This window comes from Bacillus cereus group sp. BceL220 (assembly GCF_051776965.1).
GTDB classification, from domain to species: Bacteria; Bacillota; Bacilli; order Bacillales; family Bacillaceae_G; genus Bacillus_A; species Bacillus_A cereus.
Genome location: NZ_JBPWBC010000003.1, coordinates 529,483 through 546,398 on the forward strand (window position 1 = coordinate 529,483; position 16,916 = coordinate 546,398).

The following is a 16,916-nucleotide window of genomic DNA, read 5'->3' on the forward strand; positions in this document are numbered from 1 at the left end:
GGTTCTCTCCACCTGTTTTACTTTTTAATCATATTATTTAAAGTCTGATCCCCCGTATTGTTCAAATGAGGATTTTTACTCATTTCACGTTTTAGCATATCGAGGCTTTGCGTATATTCTGTATCATTTAATGCGCCAGATTGAAGACCTTGAATTTGGGAAATCAACTTTTGGTCTGTTGATACATATGCTTTATAATAGCGAGGGACGATGGACAAAGCAGCTCTATATACTTGATCCGCTACGAGTTTTGGATCCGTTGTGTTTGCACGATATACAACGAACACTTCATCATCGGTAACGAGTGTAGCAGCGTTTGTAACGTCAGGAAGTTTGACTGTCATGCTTGTAATCATTTCAGCGACTTTCTCGCGATTAATGGCCCCTACTTGTTTGTTAGATACTTCATGCTTTTGTTTAGAAGAATAACCGACTCTTGTGAGTCTTGTATTTGTATTTTCCGTATGATACATGTCGTTTTTATTGGAAACAAGAACACGGCTTCCTTCTTCACGTTCCATTTCAGCTTTGTTCGCTGATTGGCAGCCTGCAAATAAGGAAAGAGTGAGAAGGGAAAGTAAAATTTGTTTTTTCACGATGTATCACCTCCTTCTCCATAGCATGTACTAATTTGCAATTTTTTGTATTTGAAATTGTTGGTTGTTATGCTTTGTGATACGATAAAAAGAAGAATGCTTAGAGAGGAAGTTAATGATGGAGCAAAAGCAAGAGCAAGAGATTCATGCTACGGTGAGCATTAATAATGTTCAGTACGAAGTAATTAAAAACTTTCGTGACGGTTTTAGTGAAGAAGCATTTAAAGAGCGCTATGCAGAAATTTTAAATAAATATGATTATATCGTTGGAGACTGGGGATATGAGCAACTTAGACTGCGAGGATTCTTTGATGATAGTAACCAACGTGCGACATATGATACGAAAATTAGTACGTTAACGGAGTATTTATACGAGTACTGTAACTTCGGTTGTGCACACTTCGTATTACGAAAAGTGAAGAAATAAAAAAATCCTCTTACAATTGTAAGAGGATTTTTTCATAGCAGTTATACCAATTGTGAGGAGGCTGTTTACTTGAAAAGTAAACAGCACCTCGGCAAATATAATGATTCTTTTCATACAAACGTAATGAAACAGGATTGCCAGTGAAAGCATCTAATCGTATGCCGGTATAGTTTTTTCGTTTCGCTTCACTTTCCAAAAAGGATAAAAGTACTTTGCTATATCCTTTTCCTTGGGCGAAAGGATGGATGACGAAAGAGTGGACGATAAGAAAACATCCATCTGTTTCTGACCAATCAATAAGCGCGTATTCGGGAGATTGCCATTCGTTCAATACAACAGCACCAACAAGCGAATCATGCTCAAATAGGCAATAGAGTTCACCTTGTTCTAAGTGATAGGAAATATGTTCTCGAGTCGGATATGAATCATCCCATTGATAAATTTTCTTTTGTAAGAGTGCTTTTTTACATTCTGTATACATTGCATCTAATTCGTCTAATAAATTCATCGTACCTTTTCTCACATTTAGCATGAAACTCCCCCTTATAAACAAATTGAAATAGAATCGCCTTCAGAAAGTATTGCATTTGGTTTCATTTGTTGTCCATTTAATTGAATATCCCCATTTTTAATTTTATCCACAATGCGTGTACGGCTCCAGTCGGAAATATATGTGGATAAGGCTTTATCAATGCGGTGGGAACCGAAAATGAGGTCTAATACGATCGTGATTTCAGCTACTCCACTTTCTTTATGTTGCGTAATAGAAATAGTAGTACTTGTTTCCGTTTGATCTTGCTGAGTCATATCGATCGTTTCAACGTGATCAGTAAATGATTTATAAATACGCAGTTTTTGATTCCACGTATGATCTTTCGGACATTTATAAATGGCAAAGCGGTATATATTTTTTCCATTGGCGTTATGCCTACGAATATTCGTATCAGTAAATAGGGTAGTACGTCCGCAATTTTTACAATATTTTTCGATTGTGTGTTGCTGATTTTCATATAAACTCCAAGAAAGTTGTACTTTCTGCATTTTCCTTCACCTCTTATAGTAGTGGCAAAGAAACGTAATACAGCTATTTGGATGTCTTGTAGTATGAAGACATGAGAAAAAGACAAAAATAAAAGGAGGTTCCCCAAAGAGGAACCTCCGTAAACATCATACTACAGATGCAATACGTTCCTTTGTAATGGGAATGGGCAGACTACTCCCTTGAAAAAGCGTGGTGCTTTTTTGAGAGTAATGCTATCCAATTGCTGGTCCATTACAAAGTAAATGTTGGCATACGTAGATAACGTCCTTTCTATCCAAATAGATTTATTCTTCATTATAACATATAATACTGAAAATTCAAAATAATAAAGGCGAAAAAACACCAGCTAAAATAGCTGGTGCATACGATAAATTATATAAGTTCAAATAAAAATGAGCGTAATTCTTCTGCAATTTCTTCAGTCATAGAAAATGCGTGCTCTAAGTAGCCTGGTTCGTTTAAATCGTCAGCACCGATAATTGCAAATTTATTACTTTGCATATCAAGTACAATTGTTTTACCGTAATGACGATCGGAGTATAAAAGCGCTAAATCATGACGCTCATTTTCTCCCATAAAGCTAACGAAACGAGTTTTTGTAGCGACAGTGTCGTCGTACAGAAAGAAACGTTCTTCCATACACATGGCTCCTTTATTAAATATCTAAGTTTAAGTGTGGTTTATGATCTAAATGGTGATGCGTTTTAATGAATCGTACTGTTCTTGTTTTGTAACGCATTACGATAGAGTATGTTTCAGCTAAATCGCCGCCAAGGAATTTAACACCGTCTAATAACTCACCAGCAGATACACCAGTTGCTGAGAAGATTGCATCATCCCCAGATACTAAGTCATCTAACATAAGAAGTTGACGAGGGTCTTCTAATCCCATTTCACGACAACGAGCTTCTTCTTCTTCGTTCATTGGAACTAAGCGAGCTTGCATTTCACCTTCAAGGCACTTTAATGCTGCTGCAGAAATAACACCTTCTGGAGCTCCGCCAATACCTACGAATAAGTCGATACCCGTTCCAGGTAGTGCTGTTGCGATTGACGCACCAACATCACCGTCACCAAATAATTTTACGCGTGCACCTTTTGCACGAACACGGTCAATAATATCTTGATGACGTTCACGTTCTTGAACGATAACCGTTAGGTCACGAATCTTTTTATTGTTAGCTTCTGCTACAATTTCAATTGTTTTTTCAATTGGATCATCTAAGCTAATTTTACCAGCTGCTTTTGGACCAACCGCGATTTTTTCCATGTACATATCAGGAGCATGAAGAAGGTTCCCTTTGTCTGCGATTGCAATAACTGCCATTGCATTTGCAAGACCTTTTGCAACGATGTTTGTACCTTCTAATGGATCAACGGCGATGTCTACTTCCGGACCGTTACCTGTTCCTAGTTCTTCACCAATATACAACATCGGTGCTTCATCAAGTTCTCCTTCACCAATTACAACTGTACCTGCCATGTTTACTGAATCGAACATATCACGCATTGCTGTAGTTGCTGCATCATCTGCTTCATTTTTCTTTCCGCGGCCCATCCACTGTGCGGATGCTAAGGCTGCTGCTTCTGTTACACGGACAATTTCTAGTGCGAGTTCACGTTCCAAGATTCCATTCCTCCAATTTCAAAAATCATACAAATATAACTATAACAAATAACGGAGAAAAGGTGAATTCGAAAAATTGTCGATTTTTTCAGAAGAAAGCGTTACAATTAAAATGTAAATGCTTTAATTTCCAGGTAGGTGACATTCATGTATTTTGTAGACAGAAAGAAAATAGAACAAATGCTAGTATGTTTAGAACGAGCAACAAGTACATTTCAAGAGAAAAAGATATATGAAACCGAGTTTGAATTTTACGCATTAGAGCGCATAGCCCATCTTATTATTGATACTGTATTAGATGTAGGAAATGCGATGATCGATGGATTTATTATGCGCGATCCAGGAAGCTATGAAGATATTATTGATATTTTAATGGACGAGCGAGTGATAAGTGAAGAAGATGGCCAAGGGATGAAAGAAATTATCCTTCTTCGAAAAATGCTTACGCAAGATTATATTCAAATGAATCATGATGAATTATATAAGACGATTCAAAAACATATTGCAGTGGTGGAAAAGTACCCAGCAAATATTCGCAGTTATTTAGAAAAGGAATTAGGACCTGTATCTGCATTTGTACCAGAATAATTATGCTTATAAGATCCCCAGAGAATACCTTTTGGGGATCTTATATTGTATGTGAGAAAGAAAAGGGAGAAGGGTGAAGTATGGGGGAAGCACGTACTACGAAAGACGAGATTGTACAATTGTTGAAAGTAAAGGGAGAGCACACAGTAGCTGAACTAGCTGACGTTTTAGAGATTACAGAAATGGCAATCAGAAGACATTTAAGTAATCTTGAGAAAGACGGACTCATTTATTCTAAGATGGTAAGGCAACATGTCGGAAGACCAACTTATTTGTATGGATTAAGTGAAAAGGGAGAAGATACATTCCCGAAAGAGTATAAGCAATTTGCGATTGATATGCTAGAAGATTTAGCTCGAATGGGCGATGAAAAAATACTTCGTTACGTTTTAAAAGAGAGAACGAAGCGAATGGAAGAACAGTTGCAAAAGAGAGTAAGTAATCAAAAGAATTTAGCATATAAAGTGCAAGAGATAGCAGCTATGCAAGAGAAAAATGGTTATATGGTTCAAATAAAGAGAGATGGAGAGAACTCTTTCGTAATTGAAAAACAAAACTGTCCGTTAAAAGAAATTGCAGAGAGATTCCCACAAGTATGTGAAGATGAAAAAGAGATGTATAAGCGTTTATTTACGAACGCAGATGTGAAAACGCTAGCAAACATGTGCGAGGGCGATTGTAGTTGTTCTTACCAAATAAAAGAGAAAAAATGAACGTTATGGGGCGCTTTAAGGTAAAGCGTTTTTTTCTTTGGAAAAAGCGGGTAATATAAGAGTGGTATGATAGGTGAGAACGTTAGCATAGAAGGAGAGACATAATGATGTATAAAGGTTACTTAATTGACTTAGACGGTACGATGTATCGCGGAGAAGAACAAATTGAAGAAGCGAGCGACTTCGTAAAAGTTTTAGGAGAGCGCGGCATTCCTTATTTATTCGTTACGAATAACTCAACGCGTAAACCAGAACAAGTGGCAGAAAAACTTGTTCGTTTCGATATTCCAGCGAAAGCAGAGCAAGTATTCACAACGAGTATGGCGACTGCGAACTTCATTTATGAACGTAAACAAGATGCAACTGTATATATGATTGGTGAAGAAGGCTTACACGATGCACTTGTGGAAAAAGGATTTGAACTTGTGGATGAAAATCCTGATTTCGTTGTTGTTGGTTTAGATCGTGACATCACATATGAAAAGTTAGCAAAAGCGTGTCTTGCTGTGCGTAACGGTGCAACGTTTATTTCCACAAATGGGGACATTGCCATCCCAACTGAGCGCGGGTTATTACCAGGTAACGGTTCATTAACATCGGTTGTAGCAGTATCGACAGGTGTGGATCCAATCTTTATCGGAAAACCAGAATCAATCATTATGGAACAAGCTTTAAAAGTTCTTGGTATAGGAAAAGATGAAGCATTAATGGTTGGGGATAACTATGATACAGACATTTTAGCAGGAGTAAATGCTGGTATGCATACGCTTCTTGTCCACACTGGAGTCACAACTGTGGAGAAGTTAACAGAATACGAAGTTCAACCGACGCAAGTTGTGCATAACTTGACGGAGTGGATTGAGAAGATGTAATGAAAAAAGCTGTTCCAAACTTTGGAACAGCTTTTTTTATTTCGTTGTGACTAGTGTCGATTTTTGTCGGTAAGTCGATATATTTGAAAAATCGCCGATATAATCTGAGTTACGCCGATATATTTAGAAAATCGCTGATATAATCTGAGTTGCGCTGATATATTAAAAAAATCGCTGATATAATTTTATTAGAATGCACGATTCACAACGTCTTTTACTTCTTCAAGATATTGTTTACGCACATCATTATCCACAGAAGGGACACTTGTATAGAATGTATGCTCAAGTGTTTCAATACCTGTGAATTCAAAAATACCAACATCCGCTGTTTTCTTCATTGCATCAAACATGCCGCCTGCTGTGTATGCCTCTTTCGTATTGCCCATTGTAGATAATAACAATCCTTTTTTACCGCTTAATAACTTTTCAATGCCGTTTTCAACGTAAGCATAAGCAAATCCATGGCTAAACACACGGTCAACGTATCCTTTTAAAATAGCAGGAAGTCCCGCCCACCACACTGGATAAATGAATGTAATGCTATCAGCCCAAGAGATATGCTCTTGTTCTTCTTTAATATCTTCGGGTGTGTTTCCTTGAGAAAATGAGATGAAATCGGAAGCGCCTAATACTGGATTGAAGTTTAATTCGTATAGATCGCGAACGCGTACTTCATGACCTTTTTCTTCTAATTCACGTTTTACCGTTTCTAAAATCGCATGGTTGAAGCTTTCTGTATTTGGGTGTGCATAAACGATTACATGTTTCATTGTTCTTCCTCCTATTTGTGGATATGTGAATAGCTATTTGTATATCTGTAACTATTATGGTTACTGCTTTTATAGAAGTCAAGTAATACATATGTATGTATAAAAAGACGCTCGAAAATCGCCTTTTTATACCCCGCTCATACAAAGTACAAAGAAGACGAATAAAATGATAACAATACCAATGCCAAAGTTAAATACGAGAGTACTATCCATATATGTAGCCTCCTTGTTTGAAAGTAAAAAGCACTCTAGTTAAGAGTGCTTTTTTTATTTTGAATCTACTTTATAACTTTTAGAAAGTGATTCATGCGTGTAATGATTTACATTATTTTATGTATTTATACTTTGAAATGAGTAAGTCCTTGTTGGATATAGAAAAAAAGACACTCGTTCGAGTGTCTTTTAAGATGACAAAATGTGCCAATTGCTTGAGGTTGATAAGACGCTAATTTCCGTGTTAACGCCTTTTCTTTAATCAAGAAGTGTAGCAACAGCGATTCAAATAAATTGTACCATCTGTTTAATCGCGGTGCGTATGCAATTGTGCATATTATGATCATGAGGTAGGTAATGAACTGTGAATAATTTGAAGTGATTTATTTACGATTTCTTCTGCGGCATATATGCCGATTGCGTCTGTTTTTAAAATATGGGGTTGTAAGTTATCATGCATTGCCCCTAACTCACCATGAAGTGGTGCGAAGGCATGGTTCGCCTTTTCAAGCATGCATAAATCAAGTAAAGAATCCCCAGCTGTAATAATCGTATCTATTTGCAAAATTTCTTTTATATATTGCACGGCGTCCCATTTATTAATTGGTTTTGGTACAAAGTATAGCTTTCTACCTTGAAGTGAATGATTCCAGCCTTGTTTGTCTAACCAGGAAGTGAAGGATGATAATTCATCATAAGGAATGTTCTCCCGTTTAATAATGCAATAATGGAATAGATCATCAGCTGTTTTTTGTGATATAACCCAATCTTTATGAGCTATTTGTCCAAATTCCTTTAGTATGTCGTTTCTCTCTATACATTCAACCGATAGTCTTTCTTTTACTGTCCTGTTCCAAGTACCATCTTGTTTACCGTTATGAAGGATATTGCCGCCGTTACTTGTAATGGCGTATTCGGGAATGATTTCGTTTTGGAATAAAGCAATACGCTGAAACTGCTCAATAGTTCTTGTTGTAACTGGGATGAAATGTGAGTGCAGTTGTAATTTTTTTAGTAGTGAAATGGTTTTATGTGATATGAAAGAAATTTCTTTTCCATCTAAAGTTTCAATGAGTTGAATTGATTCATCTTCTATAGGGGCACGAAACGATTTCCGGGAATAAATAAGCGTTTGATCAAGATCACTGGCGAAAATCATATTGTTTCCTTCCTAAGAAGCTTAATGAGCCCGCAACATGAATAAGCCATATTCTCATAGGTTTCAATTGGGACATTCTTTTCTTTAGCAAGAAGTAAAATATGCTTTAAATCGGGATTATTTTGCTTACGTATTAAAATTTTCCACGGTATTCTCCGGAGTAATACACGAGTTGTTTCACCGACTCCTGGCTTAATTAAGTTAATATCGTCAATTTTAAAGTGATTTTGGATAGACTGTATATCTTTTAATCCTTGCCAAGATGGATCAGTGTAAGTTGAAGTAATATAACGTAATTGATTATCTATATGAGAATGAACAGAAGGGAATAAATCTGTTACCTCATCAACGAAGAAATTTGATAAGTCTTCTTGTTCTAGCTCTTTATAATATTTAACACCATGAAAATCATTTGGACCGATATAGGTGTCATTTAGTACAGTGCGGCTAATTAGTCCAGAGACTGTTGCATTTAAGCAAGCGCTAGGAATAAGAAAATCTTCACGTGTACCGTAAATTGAAGTACAGTAACCGGGATCAGCAAGCACAGCCATACAATGAGAAATGTGTGTATTATTTCGTTCGTTAAATGTGTGTACTGCATATTCTAATTCTTTTTTTATTGCACCTTTCCCAGTCCATCCATCAATGAATTGAATTGTTTCTTTAGGGTGATGTTCTAAAATATAATGGAGTGCATTTTCATCAATACCGCGTCCGCGAACAATTGAAATACAATAGTGAGGTACATCAAGGTTGTATTGATAGCGTATGTAGCGTTTGATAAGAATGCCAATAGGTGTACCAGCACGAGCTAATGAAACGAGGACAAGGTTAGTTCCTTTAGTTTGTATAATCTGTTCGGCGACAACTCCAACAGCGATGGCTAGTTTGTGTTTGTATTGTTGCAGGGAAGAAAAGAATAAATCCATATACGCTTTAGATGGTTTATATTCCATTGGTAACATTTCGGAATAATGTGTGCCAGCTTGAATTGCTTGTTCTCTAGTTTCCGTGGAACTTTCTTTCATTAAATCACTAATATCTTTTAATAGAAAAATAGCATCATTTGGATTGTAACTACTAATATGAGAATTTACTTTTACCATAATTATCAACCTTCCTTTTCTATACTATTTGAAAATGAGACGATATGAATAAAGGGAATAACTGTTTGTAACTGCTGTAGAAGAGGAAACAGGGCTTTTTCTCCTAAATCACGCTCAATAAAAACAAATACTTCATCGTAATCATGAGGTGAAATATTATAAAAGTAATTTGTAATAGTAGAATCTTCAGGACTTGGATATGAGAAATGATTATGAATGGCATAGTTCACATCATTTGAAACAGGATGGATAGGGCTTCTTGTTGTAGATTGATATAAAATATTTTCACCCATTTCAGCAGCAATTTTCATTGGGATATACATAAATTCACCCGTTCCGAGACAGAGTGTTCGTTTTCCAACTCTTTCTCTTTTTAAAGCTTTTCCTGCTTCTTGAGCGAAAGAATGAATGTGCTTTTGTTCATATGCTGAAATGCTAAATCGCCCAGTATATTTTATATAATTTGATGTATAGGGTGATTTTGGGCAGGTAAGGGTATGTTTTTTGAAATCAGGTTTTGTTTCTTTAATTTGAATATCTGTTTTTGCAATATTTAATGGTTGGCCAGTTGTATGAATACTGCCTTCTAATAAAGAAATAACATGAATCTTAATTTGAAGTTCTTCTTCTAATTGTTTAAATTGTTTTCTATCAGTATGAGAACGCCAGTCTAATAAAGAAGCAATTATATATTCTTCTCGTGGGAATTTATTTTGAATAGATCTAATAATATTTAATGCTGTTTTTCCTGTTGTCATCTCATCATCTACGAGAACAATTGGATTGTTGTTTTGAAAAAAGCTTTCATCTACATAACAACGGTGCGATGTTGCATGAGAATGTTCTTCCTCAAATGTAATGACAGATTCTAGGTGGGGTATCGATTCCCTAGTTGTATGCACATACTTTGCATTTTGAAAGCATTGAAACATAGAATGACCAAGTGCTGTCGCTGTTTCAGCGAATCCGATGAACAAAACTTCTTCTTGCAGAGGATATTGATAACGAAATACTTCCTCTGGGATTTCATCAATTTCTAATGAAATGAGATTTAAAATTTCTTTTTGAAATGGATGAGAAATATTATGTAGTATTTCCATATATCTTGCAGCGAGAGCAACTCCACTTGATAGGGAGACTGCAGGTTTAATAGGAAGATGCTTTCCAAGGATTGTACTCACAAATAAAAAACTACGTTTCTTATTTATTCTCGCAGCCATTTGAAAAAGCTTGTCTAGCGCTAAATTATATGGATTATCACGTACTTCTACATGGACTTGTATATTATTTAAAACGTTATACGTGTTGCTTTGCGTTTGTAATAAGGAGATCGGTGAATTGTTTGTTTTCATGTAGCACCCCGTAAATATTAGATTTTAAAATGGTTTTGCGAGCCCAGCCATAATGAGGTTTTACTTCATTCATTTTGTTAGAAAAACTGCTTTTTAGCACTCCATTATACGTATCTGCATTTTGTAAAATTGATCTCGCATCTAAATAATCTTCCATTGTGACAATGTGCATTGCCTGTACAACTTTAATATGAGATGGGTGAATAACTGTCTTTCCGATTAATCCATTTGCATGGTCGAGTGATACCTCTTGGATGAGCCCTTCTTCATAATCATTAGAAAAATATTCCCATACACATCCTGAAATAATATATTCATTTGTTGCCCTTGAGAAAACGTTAATAATGTCCGAAATACAATCACGAACAACAGTAATATGATAGATAGGTGTGTATTTATTACGCCGAATACTAAATATACTTGAAAAGTCAGTAGCACCAATACGTACATTTAAGATGTGATCACGATAGGAATCTAGTAAATCCTTTATTTGTAATAATGATTCTATCCGTGTTTCTTTATACATAATTTCTGGTGATTCTAAAATCGGCATGCCATATAGCGATAATGAGTATACCTCGTTTATATATGCAAGCTGATTGATATAAGCCTTTCCATTAATCGGTGTGAATTTTGGAAAGACAAAACCACATAAACAATGAACAGCACTACCTAATTCAGTAACAATTGTCTTCATTTGACTTGGCTGTCGAACTCTAATAAAAAGAAGTGGGATGTCTGCTTGATTTAGTATGTTGGCACTGACTAAGTTAGCGATTTGCTGTATTTGAACGACGATGTTTTGCTCTGCAAGTTTTACTTCTTCATCGCTGATAGCGTCCTCTAGACAAAGAATAATTGAGGTAGCATCCACATGTTTCTTTCTAATTATATCTTCCGCAATCGTTTCTTTCGTGCCAGGAGTATATAGTGTAGCGCCTAGTGCGTAAGCTAGTTGTTCTTTCCCTATATTTTTTGAAAAACTAAGAGGTTCTTTATAGAAAAAATTTTGCCGTTCTTCTAAGGAGAGGTAAGAAAAGTAATTCACATTGTCACCACCTTATTCGTAATGATTCTGTTTAATCGTAACATAATAAGAAAAATCTTCCATTAAAATGAAGCGATAAATAAAAAAAACATATTGAGAAAGATGAATTATAAGATGAATATCGAATATTGTTAATAGAAATATAATAGGGGGAAAGAGAAAGTGGATATACATAAGTTAACAGAGGAAGAAGCAAATGAGATAAATACGTGGACGTACGAGGAACCATATAGTTTATATAGTTTTTCAGGCGAGAAAGAAGTAATAGAAGAGCTATTAGATGGAACGTATTATGGCTGTTGTGATGATCAAGGAGAGTTCATCGGCTATTTTTGTTTTGGAGAAAATGCACAAGTACCAGGTGGCAGAGATGCTAATGTATATGGTGGAGAAGAAGCGATTGATATCGGACTTGGTATGAAGCCGGCGTTAACTGGGAAAGGAATGGGGAAAGAATTTTTCCAAGCTGGAATAGCGTTTGCCACGAAAGAGTTTAACGCAAACATGTTTCGATTAAGTGTAGCAACATTTAATACAAGAGCGATTACGTTATATAAAAATATCGGATTTAAGCAAGGGCTTATTTTTTTGAGCCGCGGAAGAGAATTTATGCTTATGGAATACGAAAGACCGTCAGCATGAAACTGACGGCCTAGAAAACATTATTATTCTGAGTGCTCAGCTCGGTGCGCTAAACGACTTGATGCAGCGGCAGCGATTCCGCCAACGATATCATCAAGGAACGTGTGCACCTTTCCAGTTGATTTATCATTTAAGTATTCTAAAATACCAGGTTTTAATTTATCAATATATCCAAAGTTTGTGAAACCGATAGAGCCGTACACGTTCACGATAGAAAGTGCGATAACTTCATCAATTCCGTATAAGCCTTCATCACGTTTTACAATATCTTGTAACGGTTCACTTAGCATTCCCTTTTCAGCAAGGACATCAAGTTCGATACCTGTAATCAGTGCGTTTTGTACTTCACGTTTTGATAGTACACGTTCTACATTGTAACGGCATTCTGACATCTCTAAATTTGGATGGTATTTTTTTTGAAGAAAATGAACAAGTTCAGCAATATCGTCAATTGTTACACCGCGTTCTTGTAATAGTTGTAATGCTCTTTCTTGTAGTTGATTTGATTCTTTCATGTTTATCACCTTTTTTTCTTTTTAGTATTTGTATACGTTTCGTTGCTTTATCATGTGCATAGGAATGAAAGGCGAGCACAAGCTCATATATATAAAGAAAAACCATAGGTGGCGACTGCGATGATTCAGCATATTTATGAGCATTATCACATGCATGTTAAAGAATTAATCCCCCTTGGCCCCTATAAAAGCTTTTGGATTCGCAACAAAATTTATGTACTTGTTCCAATTGGAGAAATGGAGGAAGAAGTACTTGTAGAGATGAAAAAGCTCAGTGATTATATGAACCAGCAAGGGGATATAACTGTAGCGACTTTCGTTCCGACTATACACGGCTACTATGTAAGTGAGATAGAAGAACAAAATTATTGCTTATTAAAAGGTATGCGCACGTTAGAACGACATGCTATGTCATTAGGAAATGAACTTTCTATATTCCATAAACGAGGTGCATTCTTTCCAGAAGAAATCGAGCAATTAAGCCGCATTGGTGAATGGAAAGCGTTATGGGAAAAGAGACTCGATCAGTTAGAAAAGTTTTGGCAATCGCAAGTGATGAACCACCCTACAGACGTATTCGATCAATTGTTTATTGAATCCTTCCCGTATTACTTAGGAGTTGCAGAAAATGCCATTCAATATGTTGTTGATACAGAAATGGATGATACGCCGCAACTAACGGATGCAGCGACAATTTGCCAAGAACGATTCACACCTTTATTATGGCATCAAACGAAGCGTCTCAAACTCCCTTTTGATTGGGTGTATGATCACCCAACTCGAGATATAGCAGAATGGATTCGCTATATGATGATTGAAAAAAAGAAAGACTGGGATCAAACAATCGTTCAATTTGTTACAGATTATGAACGAAATTACTCGCTGTCCTCATTTGGTTGGCGCTTATTATTTGCAAGGCTCCTGTTCCCGCTTCACTATTTTGAAACGGTCGAACGATATTACCAAACTGGAAACGAAGAACAAAAAAGCATATATAGAGATCGCTTAGAAGCCATTTTACACGATGTGAACCGCTCAGAGCAATTTATGAAGCATTTTTATGGCTCACTTCGTTTACCAGTAGATAAGCTCGGGATTAGAAAATTAGATTGGCTATCTTAAAAATATAAAAAAGAGACCGAGTGAGGTCTCTTTTTTATATACCACAATTTTATGTAATACATTATGCCCCTACCTGCTGATCTGTACATATATTTAAAACGAATTGATGCCTTTCGAGCTTTTCATTTACTTTACCTAATAATTCTTGCTGGATTTCTTTAAATAAAAATTGATAGCTTGTATTCCATGTTGGTATAACGGATGAAAGGCCTAATAAATACTCTTTTTTCTTTTCTAGTTCTTGAATTGTTACAAAAGTGTTCCCCATTTTTGGCATTTGTCGTCCCCCTATGTTTTTTTACTGTATATGTGTGAACGATTCACTATATAGTATTAATTATCGCATTTTTTGAGAGGGATTTCCAATTTTGTTTTATGATGTTAACGGATAAATGTGATTTGAATAAAAAAAGGAGACCAAATTTGGTCTCCTTTTAGAAGGCGATTCTGAACGAGCCGCTTCCGCTTTTAGATTAATATCTAGCTCCAGCGGCTAGAACAGTCGGCCATTTCGCGCCTTCCTGTGAGGCAAAAAGCGCCTCTTCGTCAGGAGCTCCAATGACCTCCTGTTCTGAACGAGCCGCTTCCGCTTTTAATTAAAATACTTGTTCTACTTCGATAACGCCTGGTACTTCTTCAAGTAACGCGCGCTCGATACCAGCTTTTAGTGTGATTGTAGAACTTGGGCAGCTTCCGCATGCACCCATAAGGCGTAGTTTTACGATACCTTCTTCAATGTCTACTAATTCAACGTCTCCGCCATCGCGAAGTAAGAATGGACGTAATTTATCTAATACTTCTAATACTTGTTCTTGCATATGTGGGTTTTCCATTTTTATCGACTCCTTTCATCAGTTTTATTATAATCAAGATAGAGGGGAAAATCTATTTTTTCTCTTCTTGTTTTATTGTCGAAATATTGTATCGTGTTTTTTCAGTATAGGGGTATGGGATAAGATTGTAAAATGATGTGCTTATGTAATAAGACATCTGAATATACTGTTGGAACAAGAAGTGGGGGAGAAGAAATGGTTAATGTTCAAGTGTATGGGACGAAAGTAATTTGTGCGAGCTGCGTCGGAATGCCATCTTCAACAGAAACGTTTGAATGGTTACAAGCGGCAATTGGTCGTAAATATGAAGGACAAGAAAATAAATTTAATTTCGAGTATATTGATTTCCAAGAAGAACAAGAAGATGCAGATAAAAAAGCATTCGCAGAGCGCGTAGTGGAAGAAGATTTATTTTATCCGGTCGTTCTTGTAAATGGAGAAATTGTTGGAGAAGGAAATCCTCGTTTGAAGGATGTTTATGAAGAAATCGAGAAATATTTATAAAACAAGAAGTCTTTGCGAATTTGCAAAGGCTTTTTTTATTGGAGGGATAGATATGAAAAATGGAGTGAAGCATGCGTTACCAACGGAAGTACAACAGTTAATGGAGCGGTACACAGTAGAATTAAAAGAAATTTTTTTAGATGAAAAAATAGTAGGGGTATATATTTACGGCTCCATCGCACTTGGTGCATTTTATGCAGAAACGAGCGATGTTGATTTTGTTACAGTGATAAGTGATTCCGTGAATGAAGCCGAAAAACAGCAGCTTGTGGAACTACATAAGAAACTTAGTGATAATACGCTAGGTAAAAGAATGGACGGTATGTATATTCCGCTTGCTGACTTAGGGAAATACAATGATGAAATGAACGAGTACGTGTATTGTGCAGATGGTAAAGCTAATGTTGGTCATTGGGACATTAATGCGGTCACATGGTGGACGTTGAAAAATCAAGGCATTACAGTTACAGGAAAAGAAGCAGAAGATCTTCCGCTGCAAATACAATGGAATGATGTAGTAAATACGATGAAATACAACGTAGAACAGTACTGGAGTGAAAAGGTGAAGAAGCCATATTTATTTTTTATAGAAGAGTGGGTAGAATCAGCTGTCGTTACGATGGGACGCATTTTATATACACTAGATTATAAAACAATCGTTTCAAAAGATAGAGGATTGCAATACTTGTCAGAACGTTCAGCGGAAGAATGGGAGCTCTTATTAAAAGAAGTAGCGAGAATACGGCACAATCCAAAAGAAAAGCGAATGCTCTCAAGGTGGAGAAGAGCAGATATGACGAAGAGGTACTTACTGTATTTAATTGAGACGTGTAGAGAGAAATGGTAGGGAAGAAAATGGACAATACAGTGGGGTGTATTGTCTTTTTTTATGTTGAATTTGGTATATAATGGTTTAAAAGGTTTAATTATACTGGAGGGGATAGGATGAATATAGAATTAGCTACATATGAAGAAAAGAATGAACAAATGAGTATGCGCCAAGTAATTAGCATTCTAGTAATTATTTTTGGGGTCATGCATGGAATTGGTTTTTTGAACCTTTTATATGATTCTTCCTTATATCCATGGTATGTAGATCATCTTATTCCACCTTTCACGTTTTGTATGATTATCGTAATGTATGCACCGGCAAGAAATTGCTGCTTACATTTAATAAAATCATTACAATTCAATAATTTTAAACACTATGTAATGATAGTAATGACAGCGATTGTAATGCTTATATATCTTGCAATATTAAATTTAGTTTTACCACATGGGATTGGTGTGGACGAGTCTAGTATAGTAATAAAGCCTACTAAAAGTGAAATCATTTTATACGTAGTTGTGCTCACCATTTTTGCACCGATTTGGGAAGAACTTTTATTTCGGGGGATGTTTTTTACGAAATTATCCCAGCGCTTTTCTGCACTTACTAGTGCCGTTATAAGTGCTTTCATATTTACTTTTGGCCATCCCCTTACAGTAGGTAGTATTTTATATATTTTTGGTATGGGTATATGTTTAGCATACACATATAAGAAAACGAAGAATTTACTCGTTCCAATTGGGATTCATTTATTAAATAATTCGTTTTATTTATTATTGAATTTTCAACTATAAAAAGACGCCTTTTTGAAAAGGGCGTCTTTCGTATTTTGTAGTAAGTAGAAAGGGCTTTACACTCATTGTGTAGAGGCAAGGTAATACAAAATATAAATAGTTTCATGTGAAACATTTTTATTATCAAATATACAAAATGATTAACTTAGTGTATTAAACGT

General features: G+C 35.9%; 22 protein-coding genes. 9 read left to right on the forward strand and 13 right to left on the reverse strand.

Features of this window, described 5'->3' with window-relative positions:
- Nucleotides 1–17: 17 nt before the first annotated feature.
- Nucleotides 18–596, reverse strand: a complete 579-nt coding sequence (locus ACS2FK_RS11700) for a YhcN/YlaJ family sporulation lipoprotein (RefSeq protein WP_000744133.1) — start codon at nucleotides 594–596, stop codon at nucleotides 18–20.
- A 115-nt stretch (nucleotides 597–711) separates the two neighbouring features.
- On the opposite strand from ACS2FK_RS11700, the gene ACS2FK_RS11705 reads away from it, so the two are divergent.
- Nucleotides 712–1,023: a YutD family protein gene (locus ACS2FK_RS11705; RefSeq protein WP_000970508.1), complete on the forward strand. Its 312-nt coding sequence runs from the start codon at nucleotides 712–714 to the stop codon at nucleotides 1,021–1,023.
- A 10-nt stretch (nucleotides 1,024–1,033) separates the two neighbouring features.
- Here ACS2FK_RS11705 and ACS2FK_RS11710 read toward each other — a convergent pair whose 3' ends face one another.
- The 4 genes from ACS2FK_RS11710 to glpX all read right to left on the reverse strand — a co-directional run bounded on the left by ACS2FK_RS11710 (nucleotide 1,034) and on the right by glpX (nucleotide 3,692).
- Entirely contained in the window at nucleotides 1,034–1,555 is a 522-nt protein-coding gene (locus tag ACS2FK_RS11710; RefSeq protein ID WP_063548943.1) for a GNAT family N-acetyltransferase, read from the reverse strand.
- Between the two features lie 11 nt (nucleotides 1,556–1,566).
- Entirely contained in the window at nucleotides 1,567–2,064 is a 498-nt protein-coding gene (locus tag ACS2FK_RS11715; protein WP_023523341.1) for a hypothetical protein, read from the reverse strand.
- Nucleotides 2,065–2,437: 373 nt separating this feature from the next.
- The gene (locus tag ACS2FK_RS11720; protein WP_000392611.1) at nucleotides 2,438–2,704 is read right to left on the reverse strand and encodes a DUF3055 domain-containing protein; all 267 of its coding nucleotides are present in this window, start codon (nucleotides 2,702–2,704) and stop codon (nucleotides 2,438–2,440) included.
- Nucleotides 2,705–2,720: 16 nt separating this feature from the next.
- Nucleotides 2,721–3,692, reverse strand: a complete 972-nt coding sequence (gene glpX / locus ACS2FK_RS11725) for a class II fructose-bisphosphatase (RefSeq protein ID WP_000439090.1) — start codon at nucleotides 3,690–3,692, stop codon at nucleotides 2,721–2,723.
- Between the two features lie 147 nt (nucleotides 3,693–3,839).
- Between glpX and ACS2FK_RS11730 the strand changes: the two genes are divergently transcribed.
- The 3 genes from ACS2FK_RS11730 (at nucleotide 3,840) to ACS2FK_RS11740 (ending at nucleotide 5,865) form a co-directional block, all read left to right on the forward strand.
- Entirely contained in the window at nucleotides 3,840–4,280 is a 441-nt protein-coding gene (locus ACS2FK_RS11730; protein WP_000274010.1) for a DUF86 domain-containing protein, read from the forward strand.
- 80 nt (nucleotides 4,281–4,360) lie between these two features.
- Nucleotides 4,361–4,993 carry a helix-turn-helix transcriptional regulator gene (locus tag ACS2FK_RS11735; RefSeq protein ID WP_000503347.1) on the forward strand — a complete coding sequence of 211 codons (633 nt, stop codon included), beginning with the start codon at nucleotides 4,361–4,363 and terminating at the stop codon, nucleotides 4,991–4,993.
- A gap of 107 nt (nucleotides 4,994–5,100) precedes the next feature.
- A complete protein-coding gene (locus tag ACS2FK_RS11740; protein WP_063549380.1) occupies nucleotides 5,101–5,865 on the forward strand; it encodes a TIGR01457 family HAD-type hydrolase in 765 nt (254 codons plus the stop codon).
- 188 nt (nucleotides 5,866–6,053) lie between these two features.
- Here the strand turns inward: ACS2FK_RS11740 and ACS2FK_RS11745 are convergent, their stop codons facing one another.
- The 5 genes from ACS2FK_RS11745 to ACS2FK_RS11765 form a co-directional block, all read right to left on the reverse strand.
- Nucleotides 6,054–6,635, reverse strand: coding sequence for an NAD(P)H-dependent oxidoreductase (locus tag ACS2FK_RS11745; protein WP_023523340.1), 582 nt, complete (start codon nucleotides 6,633–6,635; stop codon nucleotides 6,054–6,056).
- 556 nt (nucleotides 6,636–7,191) lie between these two features.
- Nucleotides 7,192–8,007: an HAD family hydrolase gene (locus tag ACS2FK_RS11750; RefSeq protein ID WP_000575380.1), complete on the reverse strand. Its 816-nt coding sequence runs from the start codon at nucleotides 8,005–8,007 to the stop codon at nucleotides 7,192–7,194.
- On the reverse strand, nucleotides 8,004–9,116 hold the full coding sequence (locus ACS2FK_RS11755; RefSeq protein WP_063548941.1) for a cysteine protease StiP family protein: 1,113 nt from the start codon (nucleotides 9,114–9,116) through the stop codon (nucleotides 8,004–8,006). The genes ACS2FK_RS11750 and ACS2FK_RS11755 overlap by 4 nt, the downstream gene beginning before the upstream one ends.
- Before the next feature lie 5 nt (nucleotides 9,117–9,121).
- A complete protein-coding gene (locus tag ACS2FK_RS11760; protein WP_023523339.1) occupies nucleotides 9,122–10,468 on the reverse strand; it encodes a phosphoribosyltransferase family protein in 1,347 nt (448 codons plus the stop codon).
- Nucleotides 10,413–11,516: an HpcH/HpaI aldolase/citrate lyase family protein gene (locus tag ACS2FK_RS11765; RefSeq protein ID WP_063548939.1), complete on the reverse strand. Its 1,104-nt coding sequence runs from the start codon at nucleotides 11,514–11,516 to the stop codon at nucleotides 10,413–10,415. The genes ACS2FK_RS11760 and ACS2FK_RS11765 overlap by 56 nt, the downstream gene beginning before the upstream one ends.
- 162 nt (nucleotides 11,517–11,678) lie before the next feature.
- Between ACS2FK_RS11765 and ACS2FK_RS11770 the strand changes: the two genes are divergently transcribed.
- Nucleotides 11,679–12,158, forward strand: coding sequence for a GNAT family N-acetyltransferase (locus ACS2FK_RS11770; protein WP_063548937.1), 480 nt, complete (start codon nucleotides 11,679–11,681; stop codon nucleotides 12,156–12,158).
- 23 nt (nucleotides 12,159–12,181) lie between these two features.
- Here ACS2FK_RS11770 and ACS2FK_RS11775 read toward each other — a convergent pair whose 3' ends face one another.
- On the reverse strand, nucleotides 12,182–12,673 hold the full coding sequence (locus tag ACS2FK_RS11775) for a phosphatidylglycerophosphatase A family protein (RefSeq protein ID WP_000665103.1): 492 nt from the start codon (nucleotides 12,671–12,673) through the stop codon (nucleotides 12,182–12,184).
- A gap of 120 nt (nucleotides 12,674–12,793) precedes the next feature.
- Here ACS2FK_RS11775 and yutH point away from each other — a divergent pair, with 120 nt between their 5' ends.
- Complete coding sequence (gene yutH / locus ACS2FK_RS11780) at nucleotides 12,794–13,795, forward strand: spore coat putative kinase YutH (protein ID WP_000614216.1); 1,002 nt, start codon at nucleotides 12,794–12,796, stop codon at nucleotides 13,793–13,795.
- Nucleotides 13,796–13,856: 61 nt separating this feature from the next.
- Here yutH and ACS2FK_RS11785 read toward each other — a convergent pair whose 3' ends face one another.
- Together ACS2FK_RS11785 and ACS2FK_RS11790 are read right to left on the reverse strand one after the other, a co-directional pair.
- Entirely contained in the window at nucleotides 13,857–14,072 is a 216-nt protein-coding gene (locus ACS2FK_RS11785) for a hypothetical protein (protein ID WP_001125507.1), read from the reverse strand.
- Nucleotides 14,073–14,391: 319 nt separating this feature from the next.
- Nucleotides 14,392–14,628 carry a NifU family protein gene (locus ACS2FK_RS11790; RefSeq protein ID WP_000431159.1) on the reverse strand — a complete coding sequence of 79 codons (237 nt, stop codon included), beginning with the start codon at nucleotides 14,626–14,628 and terminating at the stop codon, nucleotides 14,392–14,394.
- A gap of 195 nt (nucleotides 14,629–14,823) precedes the next feature.
- On the opposite strand from ACS2FK_RS11790, the gene ACS2FK_RS11795 reads away from it, so the two are divergent.
- The 3 genes from ACS2FK_RS11795 to ACS2FK_RS11805 all read left to right on the forward strand — a co-directional run bounded on the left by ACS2FK_RS11795 (nucleotide 14,824) and on the right by ACS2FK_RS11805 (nucleotide 16,755).
- Nucleotides 14,824–15,132, forward strand: a complete 309-nt coding sequence (locus ACS2FK_RS11795; protein ID WP_000248588.1) for a YuzD family protein — start codon at nucleotides 14,824–14,826, stop codon at nucleotides 15,130–15,132.
- Between the two features lie 52 nt (nucleotides 15,133–15,184).
- Complete coding sequence (locus ACS2FK_RS11800; protein WP_063549378.1) at nucleotides 15,185–15,979, forward strand: nucleotidyltransferase domain-containing protein; 795 nt, start codon at nucleotides 15,185–15,187, stop codon at nucleotides 15,977–15,979.
- A gap of 98 nt (nucleotides 15,980–16,077) precedes the next feature.
- A complete protein-coding gene (locus tag ACS2FK_RS11805; RefSeq protein ID WP_001019404.1) occupies nucleotides 16,078–16,755 on the forward strand; it encodes a CPBP family intramembrane glutamic endopeptidase in 678 nt (225 codons plus the stop codon).
- Nucleotides 16,756–16,916: the final 161 nt, after the last annotated feature.

Excerpts from the sequence above, each read along its gene's own strand:
- ACS2FK_RS11755 (WP_063548941.1), bottom strand. The coding sequence starts at position 9,116 with ATGGTAAAAGTAAATTCTCATATTAGTAGTTACAATCCAAATGATGCT.
- ACS2FK_RS11805 (WP_001019404.1), top strand. The coding sequence starts at position 16,078 with ATGAATATAGAATTAGCTACATATGAAGAAAAGAATGAACAAATGAGT.
- ACS2FK_RS11705 (WP_000970508.1), top strand. The coding sequence starts at position 712 with ATGATGGAGCAAAAGCAAGAGCAAGAGATTCATGCTACGGTGAGCATT.
- ACS2FK_RS11715 (WP_023523341.1), bottom strand. The coding sequence starts at position 2,064 with ATGCAGAAAGTACAACTTTCTTGGAGTTTATATGAAAATCAGCAACAC.
- ACS2FK_RS11750 (WP_000575380.1), bottom strand. The coding sequence starts at position 8,007 with ATGATTTTCGCCAGTGATCTTGATCAAACGCTTATTTATTCCCGGAAA.
- ACS2FK_RS11740 (WP_063549380.1), top strand. The coding sequence starts at position 5,101 with ATGTATAAAGGTTACTTAATTGACTTAGACGGTACGATGTATCGCGGA.
- ACS2FK_RS11745 (WP_023523340.1), bottom strand. The coding sequence starts at position 6,635 with ATGAAACATGTAATCGTTTATGCACACCCAAATACAGAAAGCTTCAAC.
- ACS2FK_RS11775 (WP_000665103.1), bottom strand. The coding sequence starts at position 12,673 with ATGAAAGAATCAAATCAACTACAAGAAAGAGCATTACAACTATTACAA.
- ACS2FK_RS11735 (WP_000503347.1), top strand. The coding sequence starts at position 4,361 with ATGGGGGAAGCACGTACTACGAAAGACGAGATTGTACAATTGTTGAAA.
- ACS2FK_RS11785 (WP_001125507.1), bottom strand. The coding sequence starts at position 14,072 with ATGCCAAAAATGGGGAACACTTTTGTAACAATTCAAGAACTAGAAAAG.
- ACS2FK_RS11800 (WP_063549378.1), top strand. The coding sequence starts at position 15,185 with ATGAAAAATGGAGTGAAGCATGCGTTACCAACGGAAGTACAACAGTTA.
- ACS2FK_RS11760 (WP_023523339.1), bottom strand. The coding sequence starts at position 10,468 with ATGAAAACAAACAATTCACCGATCTCCTTATTACAAACGCAAAGCAAC.
- ACS2FK_RS11710 (WP_063548943.1), bottom strand. The coding sequence starts at position 1,555 with ATGCTAAATGTGAGAAAAGGTACGATGAATTTATTAGACGAATTAGAT.
- ACS2FK_RS11795 (WP_000248588.1), top strand. The coding sequence starts at position 14,824 with ATGGTTAATGTTCAAGTGTATGGGACGAAAGTAATTTGTGCGAGCTGC.
- ACS2FK_RS11720 (WP_000392611.1), bottom strand. The coding sequence starts at position 2,704 with ATGGAAGAACGTTTCTTTCTGTACGACGACACTGTCGCTACAAAAACT.
- yutH (WP_000614216.1), top strand. The coding sequence starts at position 12,794 with ATGATTCAGCATATTTATGAGCATTATCACATGCATGTTAAAGAATTA.
- ACS2FK_RS11730 (WP_000274010.1), top strand. The coding sequence starts at position 3,840 with ATGTATTTTGTAGACAGAAAGAAAATAGAACAAATGCTAGTATGTTTA.
- ACS2FK_RS11790 (WP_000431159.1), bottom strand. The coding sequence starts at position 14,628 with ATGGAAAACCCACATATGCAAGAACAAGTATTAGAAGTATTAGATAAA.